At 71.4% G+C, this 15,454-nt stretch carries 15 protein-coding genes, 1 tRNA gene, 1 pseudogene, 1 riboswitch and 1 other annotated feature; of the genes and pseudogenes, 8 read left to right on the forward strand and 9 right to left on the reverse strand.

Annotated features, from left to right (window positions below; translation table 11 throughout):
- Positions 1-24: 24 nt before the first annotated feature.
- Positions 25-1,292 (reverse strand): IS3-like element ISTesp1 family transposase gene (locus tag JT1_RS11775; RefSeq protein WP_143445633.1). Its coding sequence is split into 2 segments (ribosomal slippage): positions 25-989 and positions 989-1,292, totalling 1,269 coding nucleotides; the frame shifts between segments, so codons are not numbered across the junction.
- Positions 859-993: a sequence feature (AL1L pseudoknot), on the reverse strand. Its footprint overlaps the gene before it by 135 nt.
- 12 nt (positions 1,293-1,304) lie before the next feature.
- On the opposite strand from JT1_RS11775, the pseudogene JT1_RS11785 reads away from it, so the two are divergent.
- Both JT1_RS11785 and JT1_RS18415 read left to right on the forward strand, forming a co-directional pair.
- A pseudogene (locus JT1_RS11785) lies at positions 1,305-1,526 on the forward strand (transposase); the annotation flags it as partial.
- A 998-nt stretch (positions 1,527-2,524) separates the two neighbouring features.
- A tRNA-Ser gene (locus tag JT1_RS18415) sits at positions 2,525-2,582 on the forward strand.
- Positions 2,583-2,697: 115 nt separating this feature from the next.
- Here the strand turns inward: JT1_RS18415 and JT1_RS11795 are convergent.
- The 5 genes from JT1_RS11795 to JT1_RS17920 form a co-directional block, all read right to left on the reverse strand.
- Complete coding sequence (locus JT1_RS11795) at positions 2,698-3,234, reverse strand: hypothetical protein (protein ID WP_068326611.1); 537 nt, start codon at positions 3,232-3,234, stop codon at positions 2,698-2,700.
- Between the two features lie 154 nt (positions 3,235-3,388).
- Positions 3,389-3,700 carry a phosphatase RsbU N-terminal domain-containing protein gene (locus JT1_RS11800; protein ID WP_068326614.1) on the reverse strand — a complete coding sequence of 104 codons (312 nt, stop codon included), beginning with the start codon at positions 3,698-3,700 and terminating at the stop codon, positions 3,389-3,391.
- Positions 3,697-4,074: an STAS domain-containing protein gene (locus tag JT1_RS11805; RefSeq protein WP_082807640.1), complete on the reverse strand. Its 378-nt coding sequence runs from the start codon at positions 4,072-4,074 to the stop codon at positions 3,697-3,699. Before JT1_RS11805 ends, JT1_RS11800 begins: the two co-directional genes overlap by 4 nt.
- Position 4,075: 1 nt before the next feature.
- Positions 4,076-4,966: an STAS domain-containing protein gene (locus JT1_RS11810; protein WP_068326617.1), complete on the reverse strand. Its 891-nt coding sequence runs from the start codon at positions 4,964-4,966 to the stop codon at positions 4,076-4,078.
- A complete protein-coding gene (locus JT1_RS17920; RefSeq protein ID WP_245634805.1) occupies positions 4,963-6,036 on the reverse strand; it encodes a sigma-70 family RNA polymerase sigma factor in 1,074 nt (357 codons plus the stop codon). Before JT1_RS17920 ends, JT1_RS11810 begins: the two co-directional genes overlap by 4 nt.
- A gap of 132 nt (positions 6,037-6,168) precedes the next feature.
- Between JT1_RS17920 and JT1_RS11820 the strand changes: the two genes are divergently transcribed.
- Genes JT1_RS11820 through mnhG form a run of 6 tightly spaced genes read left to right on the forward strand, consistent with a single transcriptional unit; the run spans position 6,169 to position 12,235 of the window.
- Positions 6,169-8,973, forward strand: coding sequence for a Na+/H+ antiporter subunit A (locus tag JT1_RS11820; protein WP_068326620.1), 2,805 nt, complete (start codon positions 6,169-6,171; stop codon positions 8,971-8,973).
- Entirely contained in the window at positions 8,970-9,413 is a 444-nt protein-coding gene (locus JT1_RS11825) for a Na(+)/H(+) antiporter subunit C (protein WP_068326623.1), read from the forward strand. Before JT1_RS11820 ends, JT1_RS11825 begins: the two co-directional genes overlap by 4 nt.
- Entirely contained in the window at positions 9,410-11,041 is a 1,632-nt protein-coding gene (locus JT1_RS11830; protein ID WP_068326626.1) for a Na+/H+ antiporter subunit D, read from the forward strand. Before JT1_RS11825 ends, JT1_RS11830 begins: the two co-directional genes overlap by 4 nt.
- Positions 11,038-11,616, forward strand: a complete 579-nt coding sequence (locus JT1_RS11835) for a Na+/H+ antiporter subunit E (protein ID WP_068326629.1) — start codon at positions 11,038-11,040, stop codon at positions 11,614-11,616. The genes JT1_RS11830 and JT1_RS11835 overlap by 4 nt, the downstream gene beginning before the upstream one ends.
- Positions 11,613-11,879 (forward strand): MrpF/PhaF family protein, encoded by a 267-nt coding sequence (locus JT1_RS11840; protein ID WP_068326632.1) that lies wholly within the window; start codon positions 11,613-11,615, stop codon positions 11,877-11,879. Before JT1_RS11835 ends, JT1_RS11840 begins: the two co-directional genes overlap by 4 nt.
- Entirely contained in the window at positions 11,876-12,235 is a 360-nt protein-coding gene (gene mnhG / locus JT1_RS11845; protein ID WP_068326635.1) for a monovalent cation/H(+) antiporter subunit G, read from the forward strand. The genes JT1_RS11840 and mnhG overlap by 4 nt, the downstream gene beginning before the upstream one ends.
- An 83-nt stretch (positions 12,236-12,318) precedes the next feature.
- Here the strand turns inward: mnhG and JT1_RS19080 are convergent, their stop codons facing one another.
- The 3 genes from JT1_RS19080 to JT1_RS11860 all read right to left on the reverse strand — a co-directional run bounded on the left by JT1_RS19080 (position 12,319) and on the right by JT1_RS11860 (position 15,428).
- The gene (locus JT1_RS19080) at positions 12,319-13,221 is read right to left on the reverse strand and encodes a C40 family peptidase (RefSeq protein ID WP_068326638.1); all 903 of its coding nucleotides are present in this window, start codon (positions 13,219-13,221) and stop codon (positions 12,319-12,321) included.
- Positions 13,222-13,223: 2 nt separating this feature from the next.
- Positions 13,224-13,400, reverse strand: a riboswitch (cyclic di-AMP (ydaO/yuaA leader).
- A gap of 112 nt (positions 13,401-13,512) precedes the next feature.
- Entirely contained in the window at positions 13,513-14,223 is a 711-nt protein-coding gene (locus tag JT1_RS11855; protein ID WP_169701969.1) for an iron-dependent transcriptional repressor DtxR, read from the reverse strand.
- A gap of 8 nt (positions 14,224-14,231) precedes the next feature.
- Positions 14,232-15,428 (reverse strand): MFS transporter, encoded by a 1,197-nt coding sequence (locus tag JT1_RS11860; RefSeq protein ID WP_169701970.1) that lies wholly within the window; start codon positions 15,426-15,428, stop codon positions 14,232-14,234.
- Between the last annotated feature and the right edge of the window lie 26 nt (positions 15,429-15,454).

Raw genomic sequence — 15,454 nt, forward strand, 5'->3', positions numbered from 1 at the left:
CACTGGGTCTGATGGAGGCTCGGGCTATTGGATTCCGACCAAGGGGTGGTCGGACCGTTGCGTAGCGTAGAACGCTTCCTCGAACTCTGCTGGCGGGACGTCGCCCAGGTAGCCGTGGAGGCGGTCGTGGTTGTGCCAGTGGACCCAGGACAGGGTGGCGAGCTCGACATCCTCGATGCTCTTCCAGGGCCGTCCCTGGCGTGCGGGGCCGCGGATTAGCTCGGCCTTGTAGTAGCCGTTCACGGTCTCGGCAAGGGCGTTATCGTACGAATCCCCGACGGTGCCGATCGAGGGCACCGCACCGATCTCAGCCAGTCGTTCTCCGTAGCGAATCGACGTGAATTGGCTGCCCGCGTCGCTGTGACACCGCAGCCCGTCGAGCTGGGTGCCGCGTGACCACCTGGCCATCTCGATGGCGTCGAGGACCATCGTGGTCCTCATGTGCGAGGCGACTCGCCACCCGACGATCGTGCGGGAGTAGGCGTCGATGATGAAGCAGACGTAGGCGACGCCGGCCCAGGTCGGCACGAAGGTCAGATCTGTGACCCACAACTGGTTCGGCGCGGTGGCGGTGAAGTCGCGGCCCACCAGGTCCGGGTGCCGCGGCATGCCCGGGTCTGGCGTGGTGGTGCGCACCCGCTTGGTGCGCCGCACGCCCTCGATACCCTCGGCGCGCATCAGCCGGGCGACCTGGTCGCGGCCGATGTCGTGACCAGAGCGTCGCGCGGCCTTCCAGATCTTCCGTGCCCCGTAGACCCGGTAGTTGGCTTCCCACAGCTGCCGCACCACCGGGCCCATCACCGCGTCACGTCGGGCACGGGCCGATGGCTGCCGGCTCTTGACCTGGTAGTAGCTGCTGGGGGCCACCTGCAGCACGCTGCAGATGAGCTCGACCCCCAGCCGCCGACCCGCGACGACGTCGTCGCGGTTGGCGTCGATGAACGCGGCTACTTCTTGTGCTGGCGGTCGAGCTCCGCCCCGAAGAAACTGGCGGCCCTCTTCAAGATCTCGTTGGCCCGCTTGAGCTCACGGTTCTCCTGCTCCAGAGCCTTCATCTTCGCCGCGTCACTGGTACTGATGCCCGCGACGTGGCCCTCGTCGATATCAGCTTGACGGACCCAGGACCGCACCGACTCGGTGCCGTACCCCAACTGCTGGGCGACGCGCTGGACCGTGCCGTGCTCTGTGCCTAGCTCTGCGCGCAGAGTCCTGACCATCCGCACCGCAGCGGCCTTCTCGTCGGGGCTGTAGCGACGCGTGGTCGGCTTCCCCGGGGTGGTGTCCTTCGGCATGAGTACATCCTCGTTTCCAAACGATGGAGACTCCAACCAACCCAGTGCGGTTCATTCCCCAACCGGGCCGCGATCGTGCGCCTGGTCGGCGCCGTGCTGGCCGAGCAAACCGACGAATGGGCCGAAGGTCGGCGCTACCTCGGCCTCGACGTCCTGGCCCGCTGCCGCGTCAACATCGTCCCCGCCCTCGACCCCAAGATCGGAGGCGACAACCTGCCCGCATTGACCGCCTGAACCACCAGAAGGAACACGCAGGCGCGCACCACTACCCGGGACTTGACCGACCGCCGTATCGACGAGGACGTTCTCAGGGCGAGGATTCCCGGGCTGGAGGCGTTCATCCGGGCCAGGCACGATGACCTTGGCGACGTCCGGCCGGTCGCCGTGGGGTTCTCCAACGGAGCGATCACGGCGGCAGCCCTGCTTATGTTGCACCCGGACCTGCTCAGCGGCGCGGTGCTCTTCCGGCCGCTGTCTCCCTTCGTCACCCTGCCCCTCGCGAATCTTGACGGCCTCCCAGTGCTGGTCCTCGACGGTGCGGCTGACGAGCGGCGGTCGCCCGGTGACGGGTTCCGCTGTGCTCAGGGGCTGGCAACTTTGGGGGCCGACGTGACCCACCACGTGCTGCCCGCGACGCACGCGCTCACGGACCGCGACGAGCGCCTGGCTGTCGCGTGGCTGCGTCGGACATCGAAACCTGCCCCGAGGCGGTGTCTCAGTGACCACCCTCGACCGTGTCCAAAGTTTTCCCAGACGAGCGCCCGCACTGACCATCGCGGCATCCCTGTGATGACTTTCCCTACTGACTCAAGGCGGGCCTCCGGCCCGCGCGCACGCCTCCGGCGCGCGCTCCGGTAGGGGCCCCCGCGCTCCGGGCTCGTTCCTCGCCCTCCGCGCACCCCCACCTCCGCACGCTTGTCGGCTGCGCAAAGGCACTTGGGCTTGAGTACGTTCCATCCCCCGGCGGCAACGATCCGAACTCTCCGAGAACCCGTCAAGGCCCAGGTGTTCGCGTGGTCCAGGTATGTCCTCCCGGACATGCGGCACGAGCCTTCGCGATGACCGGGGCCTTGACCGAACCTCTCCGAGCTCTTCTCTGCTCCGCTATCGGGGCGATGGATCTCCGTGGGCACTCGCCCGGATTTCGTCCGTACGACAACCGGGCCGACCACCCCGGCCGGGTCCCGTTGACACGGTTGTCCCCGCTAGTTCCGGTGGTCTCCCGCAGCCTTGCCGTGACGGCACAGCCTCCTAAAGAAGGTGTCGCTGGTTCGAATCCAGCCGGGGGCACCGCTAGACCCCGTGCCTGTCAGGTGTGCGGGGGCCCGGCCCAGCTGCAGGCACAGGTGCGGCCGGCACCGAACGGGGGGTTCCGGTACCGGCCGCGGCACTGTGGTGACGTCGGTCAGAGACCCAGACCGGTGAGCAGACGGTTGAGCAGCGCCCCGATGCCCTGCAGGGGGCCGCCACCGTCGAGCAGACCGGCCACCGCGCAGAGCAGGTTGCCCACGAGGTTGCCTGCTCCGGGGACGGCCGTGATGTCCAGCTGGACCTGGTTGAGGTCGATGACGAGACCGAGGACGTCGAGATTCAACGGCCCAAGGTCGAGGTCGAGGATCGTGCAACCACCGCTCACGGCGAGATCGGTGACGGTCGTCGTGAAGGGAGTGCCGGCGGCGGGCAGACCCGTGCCGGTGATGGTGCCGGTGAGCGTGATCACGCCGTCCACGGTGCGTGCCGTGAGGTTGCTGATCTGACCGGTGAAGGCGCTGCCGTCCGGCAGGGTGCCCGTCACCGCCTGCGTCGTGGCGGCCGGCTGGGCAGCGGCCACCGTCGGGGCTGCGGCAGCCTGGGGCGCGGCGGTCGCCGCGGGAGCCAGGCCGAGTGCGCCGGCTAGCGCGACGGCGGTAGCGGTGCCGATGAGGGTGCGTCGAGTGGTCATCGTTGACTCCTTGCGAAGGGGTGCCCGTGTGCGGACCGTGCAGGAGTGAAGAGTCGTCAGGGCGCCGTCGATGACGCGGCGGTCTCCCCCTTCGCCACGGGCGGCCGCCCGACAACCCGGGGGACGGCGTGGGCCCCGGGAGCCGGATCTCGCGTCATGCGACGGGGGTGGAGGCGTCCGGTCGGTCCGAGTGGTCCTGCTGAGTCATCGCGAACGGCGCGAGGACCTGCATGAGGAAGGCCGCGCCAGCCGTCGAGATCCGCGGCAGGTCGGGCGACGGGACGGTCGTGAGCACCTCGGCGAGGACAACGTGGTGGATCTCGGCGAGCTCGAGCACGCTCGTCCCCTCGCCGAGAGCGCGCCGGCCGATGTCGTACGCCTGGGCGAGCGCGGCCTCGTCCTCGTGCGGCAGGTAGCGGAAGAAGGCCACGCGGTAGTCCCGCACCAGCGGCTCGCGGTCGCTCATCGCAGCCGGTCCGACCCCTCGGCGAGCCTCGCCAGGCCGTCCTCGAGGTCCAACGCGGTGGTCAGCTGGCCGACACCCATGCCGAGCTGGGCCATGGCGTAGGCGACGTCGGGCTGCACCCCCACGACGACGACCCGCGCCCCACGCAGGCGCGCCATCTCGGTGATGTCGCGCAGGGTCCGGGTGGCGAAGCTGTCGAGGACGTCGAGCGCGGCCACGTCGATGATGACCCCGCTGGCCCGGTGCACGCCGATCTGCCGGACGAGGTCACCGCGGAAGCGGACCATCTCCGTGTCGTCGAGGGCCGTGTGGATCGACGCGACGAGGGTGCTGCCCTGTCGCAGGATCGACACGAGTGCGGGACCGGTGCTCACGTCAGGTCGACGGCTCCTTCCGGATCACGGAGTAGCCGAGCAGCCTCTCGGCCTCCTCGAGACCTCCCTGGAGGTCTCCGATGGTGTTCATCTTGCTCAGGTCGACGCCGATGGTCACGAGGGTCTGCGCGATCGTCGGTGACAACCCGGTGATGATGACGCTCGCGCCCATCAGACGTGACGCGTCGACGGTCTGCACGAGGTGGTTGGCGACGGTCTGGTCGACCTCGGGTGCGCCGGTGACGTCCATGACCACGACCTTCGCCCGGTGGGTGCGGATGCCGGCGAGGAGCTGACCGGTGAGCTGGCGGGCACGGTCGCTGTCGAGGACGCCGATGATCGGCAGGACGAGCAGCCGCTCGCGCACCGGCAGCACGGGTGTCGACAGCTCGCGGATCGAGTCCTGCTGCTGACGGATCACCCGCTCCCGCTCGTCGACGAAGCTCACGGCGACGGTGTTGGCGATCCGGTTGGCCGCGGGCTCGTACGCGTCGAGCACCTGGTTGAGCAGCCGGAAGTCGCCGTCGTACTTCTCGAAGAGCGAGCGGGCGAGGACGTCGCGCAGCAGGAGCACGATGCCGACGACCTCGTGGGTCTCCACGCCCCGGGGGATGATCCGCTCGGAGAGGTCACGGGCGTAGTGCTGCAGCGCCTCGACGCTGCCGGTCTCGAGGACCTCGACGTAGTTGTCGTAGACGGCGGTCGTCTCGGCCACCATCTCCTGCGGGGTCATCGCCTCGAGGAGGTGCGCGTCGCGGATGCGCGACGCCCACTCCTCGCTCAGCCGGGCGCGGTGCTCGCGCAGGTGCGCGACGAGCTGCGGCAGCAGTTGGTCGGCCCTCGTGAGGTCCGGTTCGTACCCGTCCTGCATCTCCTCGGGTGCCATCGTCATCCCTTCTCGATCCACTTGGTCATCGTCACGGTGGTGCCCCTGCCGATCTCGGTCTCGACGACGAGCTCGTCCATGAGGCGGCGGGCCCCTGGCAGCCCGAGCCCGAGCCCCTCGTCGGTGCTGTAGCCGTCCTGCATCGCCCGCTCGACGTCCGGGATCCCCGGACCGGTGTCACGGGCCACCACGCGGATGCCGGGACGAGGACTGGTGAGCAGCTGCACCCGGACCTCTCCGCTGCCCGCGAAGCGCACGACATTGCGGGTGATCTCGGAGACCGCGGTGGCGAGGAGGGTGAGGTCCACGCCGGTGAAGCCGGCCCGGGCCGCCAGCTCGCGGGCGGCCTGACGGGCCGTGACGATGTCAGGGTCGCCCGAGATCGGCACATGGGCCTCGTCGGGGCGCTCCGGCCCGCGCTGGCGCAGGGGCGCACCCAGCCGTTCGCACAGCTCGCACTCGAGGAGGTGGCGTGCGGCGTCGAGCTCCTCCTGGCGGCGGCGGTCGGAGCTGGAGAGGGCGACGAGGACCGGCCGGCATCGGTCGGTGGGCGGCTCGACGTCGTCGAGGGCGAGGAGGTACTCCACCCGCAGGCGCGCGCGGGTGCGCTTGAGCTGGGCGGCGACCGCACCGGCGGTCGAGCCCGTGCCCCGGGCGAGCGAGCGGGTGTCCTCGCCGGAGACCTCGTGCGCGAGGAGCAGCTGGCGCTCGCGCTCGGTGAGCCGTCCGAGCGCCGTCGACATCGCGTCCGACTGCTCCTGGGCGACGAGGAGCTCGTCGGCGGCGTCGGGCACGCTGGGGTCGAAGAGCCGGTGCGCGTTGCGGTCGGCCCGCGCCCCCTGCCGCCACATCGAGGCGACGACGTTGCGCGCGGTGGTGATCGCGTAGGGCTCGAGCATCCCGGGCTCGATCCGATGACGCGCCGCGAGCACCCGGACGATCGTCTCCTGGACGAGGTCCTCCGCGGAGGGGTGGTTGCCCACCCGGGCCCCGACGACACGGCGCAGCACAGGGACGAGGGCCTCGACATCTTCGTCGGTTGGCTCCTCGGGACCGTCCACACGGACCGAACTCACGAGCATGACGGTACGCCCGACGGGGATGAATTGGAGGCGGCGCGCGCGGTGGCCACCCTCGCCCCGCCGACGGCCGGCGGGCGAGCGGCCGGTAAACTGGCCCCTCGTCCCCGGACCCGTCGAGAGGACCTCGTGACCCTGCTGCTGCTTGCCCACTTCGTGGCGGCCGCAGCTGCGCCCGGGCTCACCAAGTTGCTCGACCGACGCTCCTTCCTCGTGCTGGCGCTCGTCCCGGCGGCGACCTTCTGCTGGTTGCTCGCGCAGACCGCGAGGATCACCGACGGGCACCCGGTCGTCGAGCACGTCTCCTGGGTCCCGACCCTCGGCATGGACTTCGACCTGCGGCTGGGCACCCTGCAGTGGCTGCTCGGTCTGCTGGTGAGCGGCGTCGGCGCCCTGGCGCTGGTCTACTGCGCCTGGTACTTCCGGCGGGGCGACCCCAGCCTGTGGCGCTTCACCGGGGTGTTCACCGCCTTCGCCGGCGCGATGCTCGGGCTCGTCCTCGCCGACAACCTGCTCGCGCTCTACGTCTTCTGGGAGCTGACGACGGTCTTCTCCTACACGCTCATCGGGCACAACCCGGTGCGCTCGGCCAACCGCCGCGCCGCGATGCAGGCCCTGCTCGTCACGACCTTCGGCGGGCTCGCGATGCTCGTCGGCACCGTGATCATCGGCCAGACCTCGAGCTACACGATCAGCGAGGTCCTCGTCTCGCCGCCCCCGGCGGGGACGCTCACGACCACCGCCGCACTCCTCATGCTCCTCGGCGCGCTCACCAAGTCCGCGCAGATCCCCTTCCACTTCTGGCTGCCCGGCGCCATGGCCGCCCCGACGCCCGTGAGCGCGTACCTGCACGCCGCGTCGATGGTCAAGGCGGGCATCTACCTCATCCTGCTGCTCGAGCCGATCTTCGCCGACGCCCCCGGCTGGCGGCCGGTCCTGGTCGTCCTCGGCCTGTGGACGATGGTCCTCGGCGGCTGGCGTGCCCTGCGCCAGGACGACATCAAGCTCCTGCTCGCCTACGGCACCGTGAGCCAGCTCGGGTTCATGACCGTGCTCTCGGGCATCGGCACCAAGTCCGCCGGCCTCGCCGCCCTGGCCCTCGTGCTGTCCCACGCGCTCTTCAAGTCGGTCCTCTTCTTCACCGTCGGCATCATCGACAAGGGCACGGGCACCCGTGACCTCACCCAGCTGAACGGCCTCGCGCGCAGCGCCCCGGTCCTCGCGGTCGCGGCCACGCTCTCGGCGGCCTCGATGGCCGGCCTGCCACCCCTCGTCGGCTTCGTCGCCAAGGAGTCGGCGCTCACCGCGGCCATCGAGTCCGCACACGGCCCCCTGTCGACGACGGCGGGGTGGCTGACCGTCGTGGGCCTCGTCGCCGGCTCGACGCTCACGGTGGCCTACTCCGCGCGCTTCGTCTGGGGTGCCTTCGTGACGAAGGGGGCATCCCGCGCCGCGCCGAGCCCCACCCCCTTCGCCGCGCCCAGGGCCCTGCTCATCGCCCCGGCCCTGCTCTCCCTGACGACGCTCGCGTCGGGGTTCTTCGGCGACCCGCTCACCGAGCTCTTCCAGCCCTACGCGACGACCCTGCCGGGCGCGGAGCCGGAGCACCTGGCGCTCTGGCACGGGCTGACGCCGGCCCTCGGCCTGTCCCTGCTCGCGATCACGAGCGGCCTGGCCCTCTTCGCGGTCCGCGGGCCCTTCGCGGAGCTCCAGGGGCGGGTGCCGCAGGTCGTCGACGCCGAGCGGGTCTACCAGCGGTTCATGCGGGCGCTGGACCGCTTCGCCGTCGAGGTCACCGCGCTGTCGCAGGGCGGCTCCCTGCCGACCTACCTCGGCACGATCTTCCTCGTCGTCATCCTGCTGCCCGGCGTCGTCGCCACCTCGGCGCTCCCGGGGTCGCAGGTGCGGCTGTGGGACACCCCCAGCCAGGCGGCCGTCGGCCTCTTCGTCATCGTCTCGGCGATCCTGTCGATCCGAGGCCGCAACCGGCTGCAGTCGGTGATGTTCGTCGGCCTGACCGGCTACGGCCTCGCGCTCCTCTTCCACCTGCACGGCGCGCCCGACCTCGCCCTGACCCAGGTGCTCGTGGAGACCTTCTCGCTCGTGCTCTTCGTCCTCGTGCTGCGCAAGCTGCCCCAGGACTTCCGCCGCCGCCCACGCACGCACCGCCGCCACTGGAAGGTCGCACTCTCCGGCGCCATCGGCCTGGCGATCTCGGCGCTCGTCGTCGCCGCCGCCAACGCACGCATCCACGAGCCGATCTCGCGCGCCTTCCCCCGGGAGGCCTACGACTTCGGCCACGGCCGCAATGTCGTCAACGTGACGCTCGTCGACATCCGCGCCTGGGACACCCTGGGTGAGATCAGCGTCCTCGTCGCCGCCGCGACCGGCATCGCCTCCCTCGTCTTCGTGCGGACCCAGGACGTCGATCGCTCCTGGACCCGCCGCCGCAACCAGGGGCAAATCACGCCGCTGGCCCGCGAGCGCCGCTCGGTCATCCTCGAGACCGCGACCCGCCTCGTCTTCCACGTCATGCTCGCGCTGTCGGTCTACCTGCTCTTCTCCGGCCACAACCAGGTCGGTGGCGGCTTCAGCGGCGGCCTCGTGTTCGGTCTGGCCCTGCTGGTGCGCTACCTCGCCGGCGGCCGGGAGGAGCTGGACCGGGCCGCGCCGGTGAGCGCCGGCCTCGTCCTCGGGGCGGGCCTCGTCGTCTCCGCGGTGTCGGCCCTGGCGCCGCTCGCCTTCGGCGGCACCGTCCTGCAGTCGGCGGTCCTCGAGGTCGACCTGCCGATCTGGGGCCACGTGAAGATCGTCAGCGCGCTCGGCTTCGACATCGGCGTCTACCTCATCGTCATCGGCCTCGCCCTCGACGTCGTGCGCTCCCTCGGCGCCGGCATCGACCGCCAGTCCGAGGAAGAGGAGGCCACCGCATGAACGCCATCGCCCCCAGCCTCACCCTCGTCGTCGTCGCGGGTTTCCTCATCGCCTGCGGTGTCTACCTGCTCCTCGAGCGCGCCCTCACCCGGCTCCTCCTCGGGATCGTCCTCGCGTCCAACGGCGTGGCCACGCTCTACCTCGTCGTCTCCGGACCGGCCAAGGGCGCCGCCTTCGTCGGCGACCGCCCTCCCGAGGACATGAGCGACCCCCTCCCCCAAGCCATGGTGCTCACCGCGATCGTCATCGCGCTCGCCTCGGTCGCCTTCGTCCTCTCGCTCGCCTACCGGCAGTGGCGCATCACCGGCAGCGACGACGTCCCCGACGACGCCGAGGACGACCTCATCAAGCAGCTCGCCGAGCGCGACGAGGTCTCGAGCACCTACGACCCCGACACCCAGTCCACGACCGAGGCCGACGAGGAGGACGCCACCGCATGACGCTCCACAACCTCCTCCCGCTGCCCGTCCTGCTCCCCCTGCTCGGCGCCGCGCTCACCCTCGTCGCGCGCCGCCGCCCGCGGGCCCAGGTCGCGATCAGCATCACCGTGCTCGCCGCCTGCCTGGCGATCGCCGTCGTCCTCATGTGGGGCACCCACCGCGAGGGCCCGATCGTCCTGTGGCTCGGCGCGTGGTCCGAGCCCCTCGGCATCGCGCTCGTCGCCGACCGCCTGTCGGCCCTCATGCTGCTCGTCAGCAGCTTCGTCATCCTCGTCGTGCTCGTCTTCGCCATCGGCCAGGGCGTCGCCGACGGCGACGGGGACTCTCCGCTCGCGATCTACTTCCCGACCTACCTCGTGCTCTCGGCGGGCGTGTCCAACGCTTTCCTCGCCGGTGACCTGTTCAACCTCTTCGTCAGCTTCGAGATGCTGCTCTTCGCCTCCTTCGTCCTCCTGACGCTCGGCGGGAGCGGCGCCCGGATCCGCGCGGGGACGACCTACGTCATCGTCTCGATGGTCTCCTCCTTCCTCTTCCTCGTCGCCATCGCGGCGACCTACGCCGCGGCCGGCACGGTCAACCTGGCGCAGCTCTCCCTTCGCCTGCCCGAGGTCGACTCGACGGTCGCGCTGGCGCTGCAGCTGATGCTGCTCACCGTCTTCGGCATCAAGGCCGCGGTCTTCCCGATGTCCGCGTGGCTGCCCGACAGCTACCCGTCCGCGCCGGTGCCGGTCTCCGCGGTCTTCGCCGGCCTGCTCACCAAGGTCGGCGTCTACGCGATCGTGCGCACCCAGTTCCTCCTCTTCCCGGACTCCCCGCTGCAGGGCCTGATCATGGGCGCCGGGCTCGCGACGATGGTCATCGGCATCCTCGGGGCGGTCGCCCAGCCGGGCATCAAGCGGATGCTCTCCTTCACGCTCGTGAGCCACATCGGCTACATGCTCTTCGGCATCGGGCTGGCCACGGAGGCGGGGCTGTCGGCCGCGATCTTCTACATCGCCCACCACATCACGGTGCAGACCGCGCTCTTCCTCATCTCCGGCCTCATCGAGCGGGTCGGCGGGTCCACGGTCATCGGCCGCCTCGGGGGGCTGGCGGCCAGCTCGCCGGTCCTCGCCTTCCTCTTCTTCGTCCCCGCGATGAACCTCGCCGGCATCCCGCCCTTCTCCGGGTTCGTCGGCAAGGTCGGCCTGCTGCAGGCCGGCGCGGACGAAGGGAGCGGGATGGCGTGGGCGCTCGTCGTCGGGTCGGTCGTCACCTCGATCCTCACGCTCTACGCGATCGCCAAGACGTGGGGGCACGCGTTCTGGCGGCCGCGGGCCGAGGAGGGGCAGGAGCAGACCTTCGAGTTCCCGACGCTCACCCCGTCCTTCGGGCGCCTGAGCGATGCGATCGGTGCGACCGTCGCCGAGCAATACCCCTCCACGCCGATCGCGCCGCCGCCGGCGGTCACCCGGGTCGAACGCCCGATGCCGCCGCTCATGCTCGGCGCGACCACGACCGTCGTCCTCTTCTCCCTCGGCCTCTCGCTCTTCGCCGGGCCGCTCTTCAGCTACACCGACGCGGCCGCGCGCCAGATGGTGACCCGGGACGGCTACGTCAAGGCCGTCCTCCCGCAGGAGGGGCCGTGAGCACCGAGATCCTCGAGCCGGACGGCCCGCCGCCGGACAGCGCCCGACGTCGCGGCGGGTTCCAGCCACGAGCGATCATCGCCATCGCCGTGGTGTGGGTGCTCCTGTGGGACCGCGTCTCGCTCGGCAACGTCGTCAACGGGCTGATCGTCGGGGCGGTCGTCACGCAGGTCTTCCCGTTGCCGTCCATCCAGTACTTCGGCCGGATCCACCCGTGGCACCTGCTCGTGCTCGGGACCCGCTTCTTGTGGGACCTCGTGGCCGCCGCGGTCCAGATCAGCGTGGCCACGCTGAGCCGCGTCCCGACGAAGGGTGGTTCCATCGTCGAGGTGCAGCTGCGCACGCCCTCGGAGTTCTACCTGACGATCGTCTCCGCGCTCGTCTCCCTCGTCCCCGGCTCGATCGTCGTCGAGGCACGCCGCACCGCGCACGTGCTCTACGTGCACGGCTTCGACATCACGACGCCCGAGGAGATGGAGGAGCTGCGCCGCGACGTGCTCGCGCTCGAGCTGCGGGTGGTGCGCGCCATCGGCAGCCGCGCGGAGATCGCGCAGTGCACGGAGGTGACCCCGTGAGCATCATCCTCGGACTGGCCCTGGGCATGCTCTTCGCGGCCGGCGCGCTCGTGCTCGTGCGCATCACGCTCGGCCCGACCAACCTCGACCGCGCGCTGAGCGTCGACGTCATGATCGTCATCGTCACCGGCATCCTCGCCACCCAGATCGTGCGCAGCGAGGACGCGGGCACCCTGCCCGTGCTCGTCGTCTTCAGCCTGACCGGGTTCGTCGGCTCGGTGTCGGTCGCCCGCTTCATGGCCCCGCGGAAGGACGACCAGTGAGCTGGGATCACGCCCTCGACATCGCCGGCGCGATCAGCCTCGTGCTCGGCGCCGCCCTCGCGCTCGTCGGCGCCATCGGCCTCGTGCGCTTGCCGGACCTGTACGCCCGCATGCACGCGGCGACCAAGCCGCAGACCCTGGGGCTCCTGCTCGTCCTGCTCGGGCTGGCCCTGTCCGTGCGGACCTGGGCCTCGGTCGCGACCCTGCTCATCATCGTCGCCGCACAGGCCCTCACGGCCCCCGTCTCCGCGCACATGCTCGGACGGGCCGGCTACCGCGCCGGTGTGACCGAGGACGACCTCATGCACCACGACGAGCTCGGTGACGCGCTGCGGCGCCGGGAGCAGCAGGACTGAGCCAACGCCCCACCACGCCCGGGGACGACGAAGGGGGCCGAGCGAGACGAGCTCGCTCGGCCCCCTTCGTGCGGGTGGTCCGCTCAGACGCGGCCGTAGCCAGAGACACCGTCGAAGATCGGCCGGATCGAGACCGACTTGCCGGTGCGCGGCGCGTCGATCATCATGCCGTCGCCGACGTAGATGCCCATGTGCCATGCCGGCGAGCCGAAGAAGACGAGGTCGCCGGGCTGCGGGCTGGAGACCGGGGTGGTCGCGGCCCGCTGCTCGGTCGTCGTGCGGGGCAGGGACTTGCCGGCCTTGGCGAAGACGTACTGCGTGAAGCCGGAGCAGTCGAAGCCCGACGGGGTCGTACCGCCGTAGACGTACGGGACGCCGATGTACTGCTTGGCGATCTCGATGACATTGCTCGAGGCCGCGGGGGCGGCGGGCGCGGCCGGCTCGGGAGCGGGAGCGGGCGCGGGCGCGGGCGCCTGACGCTCCTGCGAACGGCTGGGCGCGCTCTCGGTGCGCTCCTGCGTCTGCTGCTCCTGCTCCTGCGCCTGCTGCTCCGCGGCCCGCTCCTGCGCGGCCTGCTCCTGCGCCTCACGACGCTCCTGCGCGGCCTGCTCGCGGGCTGCCTCTCGCTCGGCGCGCATGCGCAGCTGCCACGGCGTGGGGCCGGTCGGCTTGGCGACCGGCTCGACGGCGATCTTGCCGAAGGCGGAGGCCACCGGGGACTGCGAGGCCGGGGCACTCGGCGCGGTCACCGCGGGGGCGGCCAGCGCGGCCGGCGCCGAGGCGGTCTGCACGGGGGTCCGGTCCAGCTCGGCGGCCGGCGTGGCGGCCTGGGCGGGGATGGCGATCGCGGCGATGAGACCACCGGAGGCGGCCAGCACGGCCGAGCCCTTGGCGATCGGGGTGCCCGTCTGGTGGATGATCTGGCCGAGCTCGGTCACCGGGTTGTAGCGACCGGCAGCGCGGTGGCGTCCGACATTGTGCGACACGTGTGTTACCTCTGTCCCGCTTGCGAGGTCAGCTGTCGGGTTCGGGCCAGAGGTGTGGCCCGGTCCTGCGACACCGGATCGACCCTGCGATCCGCTGCGTCCCAGGACTTCACCCCGAGGAGCATCCGCGATGCCCCATGAGTGGGTCCCCCGCTCCTGCCATGCGGTGTGTTGCACAACCGTCGCTGCGGTGACAGGACTCAGCGTCCGCGTGACGGGCCCACCCAGGGGAGGTGGACCCGTGAACCGTACCTGCAGATCACGGGAATGTCACACCAAGGTCACGGTGTGTCACGAGGAGATGGACTCCACGAAGACGTGCTCGGCCACCTCGCGGGGCAGCGAGACCCCATCGGCCGCGGCCGAGCCGGCCCGCGTGACGATGACCCGGTCCTCCTCCTCCGCCACCGTGACGACCTCGCCGGGGCGCAGCCGCGCCTCGGTGAGCAGGGCCAGGGCCTCGTGGTCGACCTGCGCGGTCTCGCCGATCCGGCGCACCCGGAAGGGGCCGGCGAGGCCCCCGTCGACGACGTCCGTGAGGCTCGAGAGCCCCGAGAGGTAGTCGACCGTGGCTTCCTCGCCGGAGAGCAGCTCCTCGAGGCCGGGGATCGGCGTGCCGTACGGCGACTCCCGGTGCTCGGGGAGCATCGCCAGGATCTTGCGCTCGACCCGCTCGCTCATGACGTGTTCCCAGCGGCAGGCCTCGTCGTGGACGTGCTCCCACTCGAGCCCGATGACGTCGGCGAGCAGGCGCTCGGCGAGCCGGTGCTTGCGCATGACGCGGGTGGCGAGCAACCGCCCCTCGTCGGAGAGGACCAGCCGACGGTCGTGGCCGAGGCTCACGAGGCCGTCGCGCTCCATGCGGGCGATCGTCTGGGAGACGGTCGGGCCGGAGTGGCCCAGACGCTCCGCGATCCGAGCCCGCATCGGAGGGATGTCCTCCTCCTCGAGCTCGAAGATCGTCCGCAGGTACATCTCCGTGGTGTCGATGAGGTCCTTCACGGGCACCATCATGCCCTGACCCGCTCGCGGTCGGCCCGGGCGATCCACACGCTCGTCCACGCCAGGCCGGCAAGACCGGTGGCCGCGAGCACCACCGCGGCGGCCGGCAGCGATACCAGGGCCGTCACCGCACCCAGCCCCAGCGACCCGCCGGCGTGGCCGAGCTCCCCGCACAACCGCCAGGCGCTGAGGAACTGGGCCCGGTCGCGCGTCGGCGCCGCGTCCGCGCCGAGCGTCATGACGATGCCCGACCCGAGACCGTTGCCGAGGGCCATGAGCAGCGCGACGGCGAGCAGTCCCCCCTTCGTCCCCGCGAGCGGCAGGACGAGGAAGGACGCCGAGACGACCGTGAGCAGCGCGGTCACGACCCACACCCGGCCGAGCCGGTCCATGACCCAGCCGCCCGGGTAGACGAAGAGCAGCTCCGCGGCACCCGCGACCGCGAAGACCTGCGAGGCGTCGACCCCGTCGAGACCGATGTGCACGGCCCACAGCGGCAGGATCACCAGGCGCGCGGAGCGAAGGGCGGAGATCACCGCGGCCCCGACACCCTGGGTGAGCAGGAGGTGGGCGTGGTGGCGCACGACCCGCAGCACCCCGGTGTGCGGCTCGGCGGCCCGGGCGCGCTCGTGGTCGGCGGTGAGGTCGGGCGCCGTGAGCACCGTGGCGACCGAGCCGACCGCGAGCACGACCGCCACGCCGTAGGCACCCTGCAGGCCGAGCGGGCCGATCGCGAGCGCGCCCAGCACCGGGCCGAGCAGCAGCCCGGCGCGCATCGCGCCACCGAGCAGCGACATGCCACGGGCGAGGAGCGACGGCGGCAGGACGTCGATCATGAAGCCCTGCCGGGCGAGGAAGAAGGCGGACGAGGCCAGTCCCGAGGTGAGCAGCGCGAGCGCCATGAGCCACAGCGACGGCGCCCAGCCCGCGACGGCGAGCGCGACGACGTCGAGCAGGCCGGCGCGAACGAGGGTGCGGCGCTCACCGATGCGGGCCACGAGCGACCCGGCAGGCAGGACCCCGAGGAGCTGGCCGACCCCGGTGAGGGCCACGACGAAGGCGGCCGTCCCGAGACTCGCGCCGAGCTCGTCGGCGCGCAGGGCAGCGATCGGCACGACCGCGCCGGTGGCCGACGCGGACAGGAGCGTGGGGCCGTAGGCGGGGATCGCGATCCGCCGCCAGCCGAAGGTCTCCGTGCCCGCCAACCCGCTCATCCTCTCCGTCGCCCCCG

Origin of the sequence: Janibacter terrae NBRC 107853 (genome assembly GCF_001591405.1) — a bacterium.
Classification (GTDB): Bacteria; Actinomycetota; Actinomycetes; order Actinomycetales; family Dermatophilaceae; genus Janibacter; species Janibacter terrae.

Excerpts from the sequence above, each read along its gene's own strand:
- JT1_RS11795 (WP_068326611.1), bottom strand. The coding sequence starts at position 3,234 with ATGACCACTCGACGCACCCTCATCGGCACCGCTACCGCCGTCGCGCTA.
- JT1_RS11830 (WP_068326626.1), top strand. The coding sequence starts at position 9,410 with ATGACGCTCCACAACCTCCTCCCGCTGCCCGTCCTGCTCCCCCTGCTC.
- JT1_RS11810 (WP_068326617.1), bottom strand. The coding sequence starts at position 4,966 with ATGACGATGGCACCCGAGGAGATGCAGGACGGGTACGAACCGGACCTC.
- JT1_RS11825 (WP_068326623.1), top strand. The coding sequence starts at position 8,970 with ATGAACGCCATCGCCCCCAGCCTCACCCTCGTCGTCGTCGCGGGTTTC.
- JT1_RS11800 (WP_068326614.1), bottom strand. The coding sequence starts at position 3,700 with ATGAGCGACCGCGAGCCGCTGGTGCGGGACTACCGCGTGGCCTTCTTC.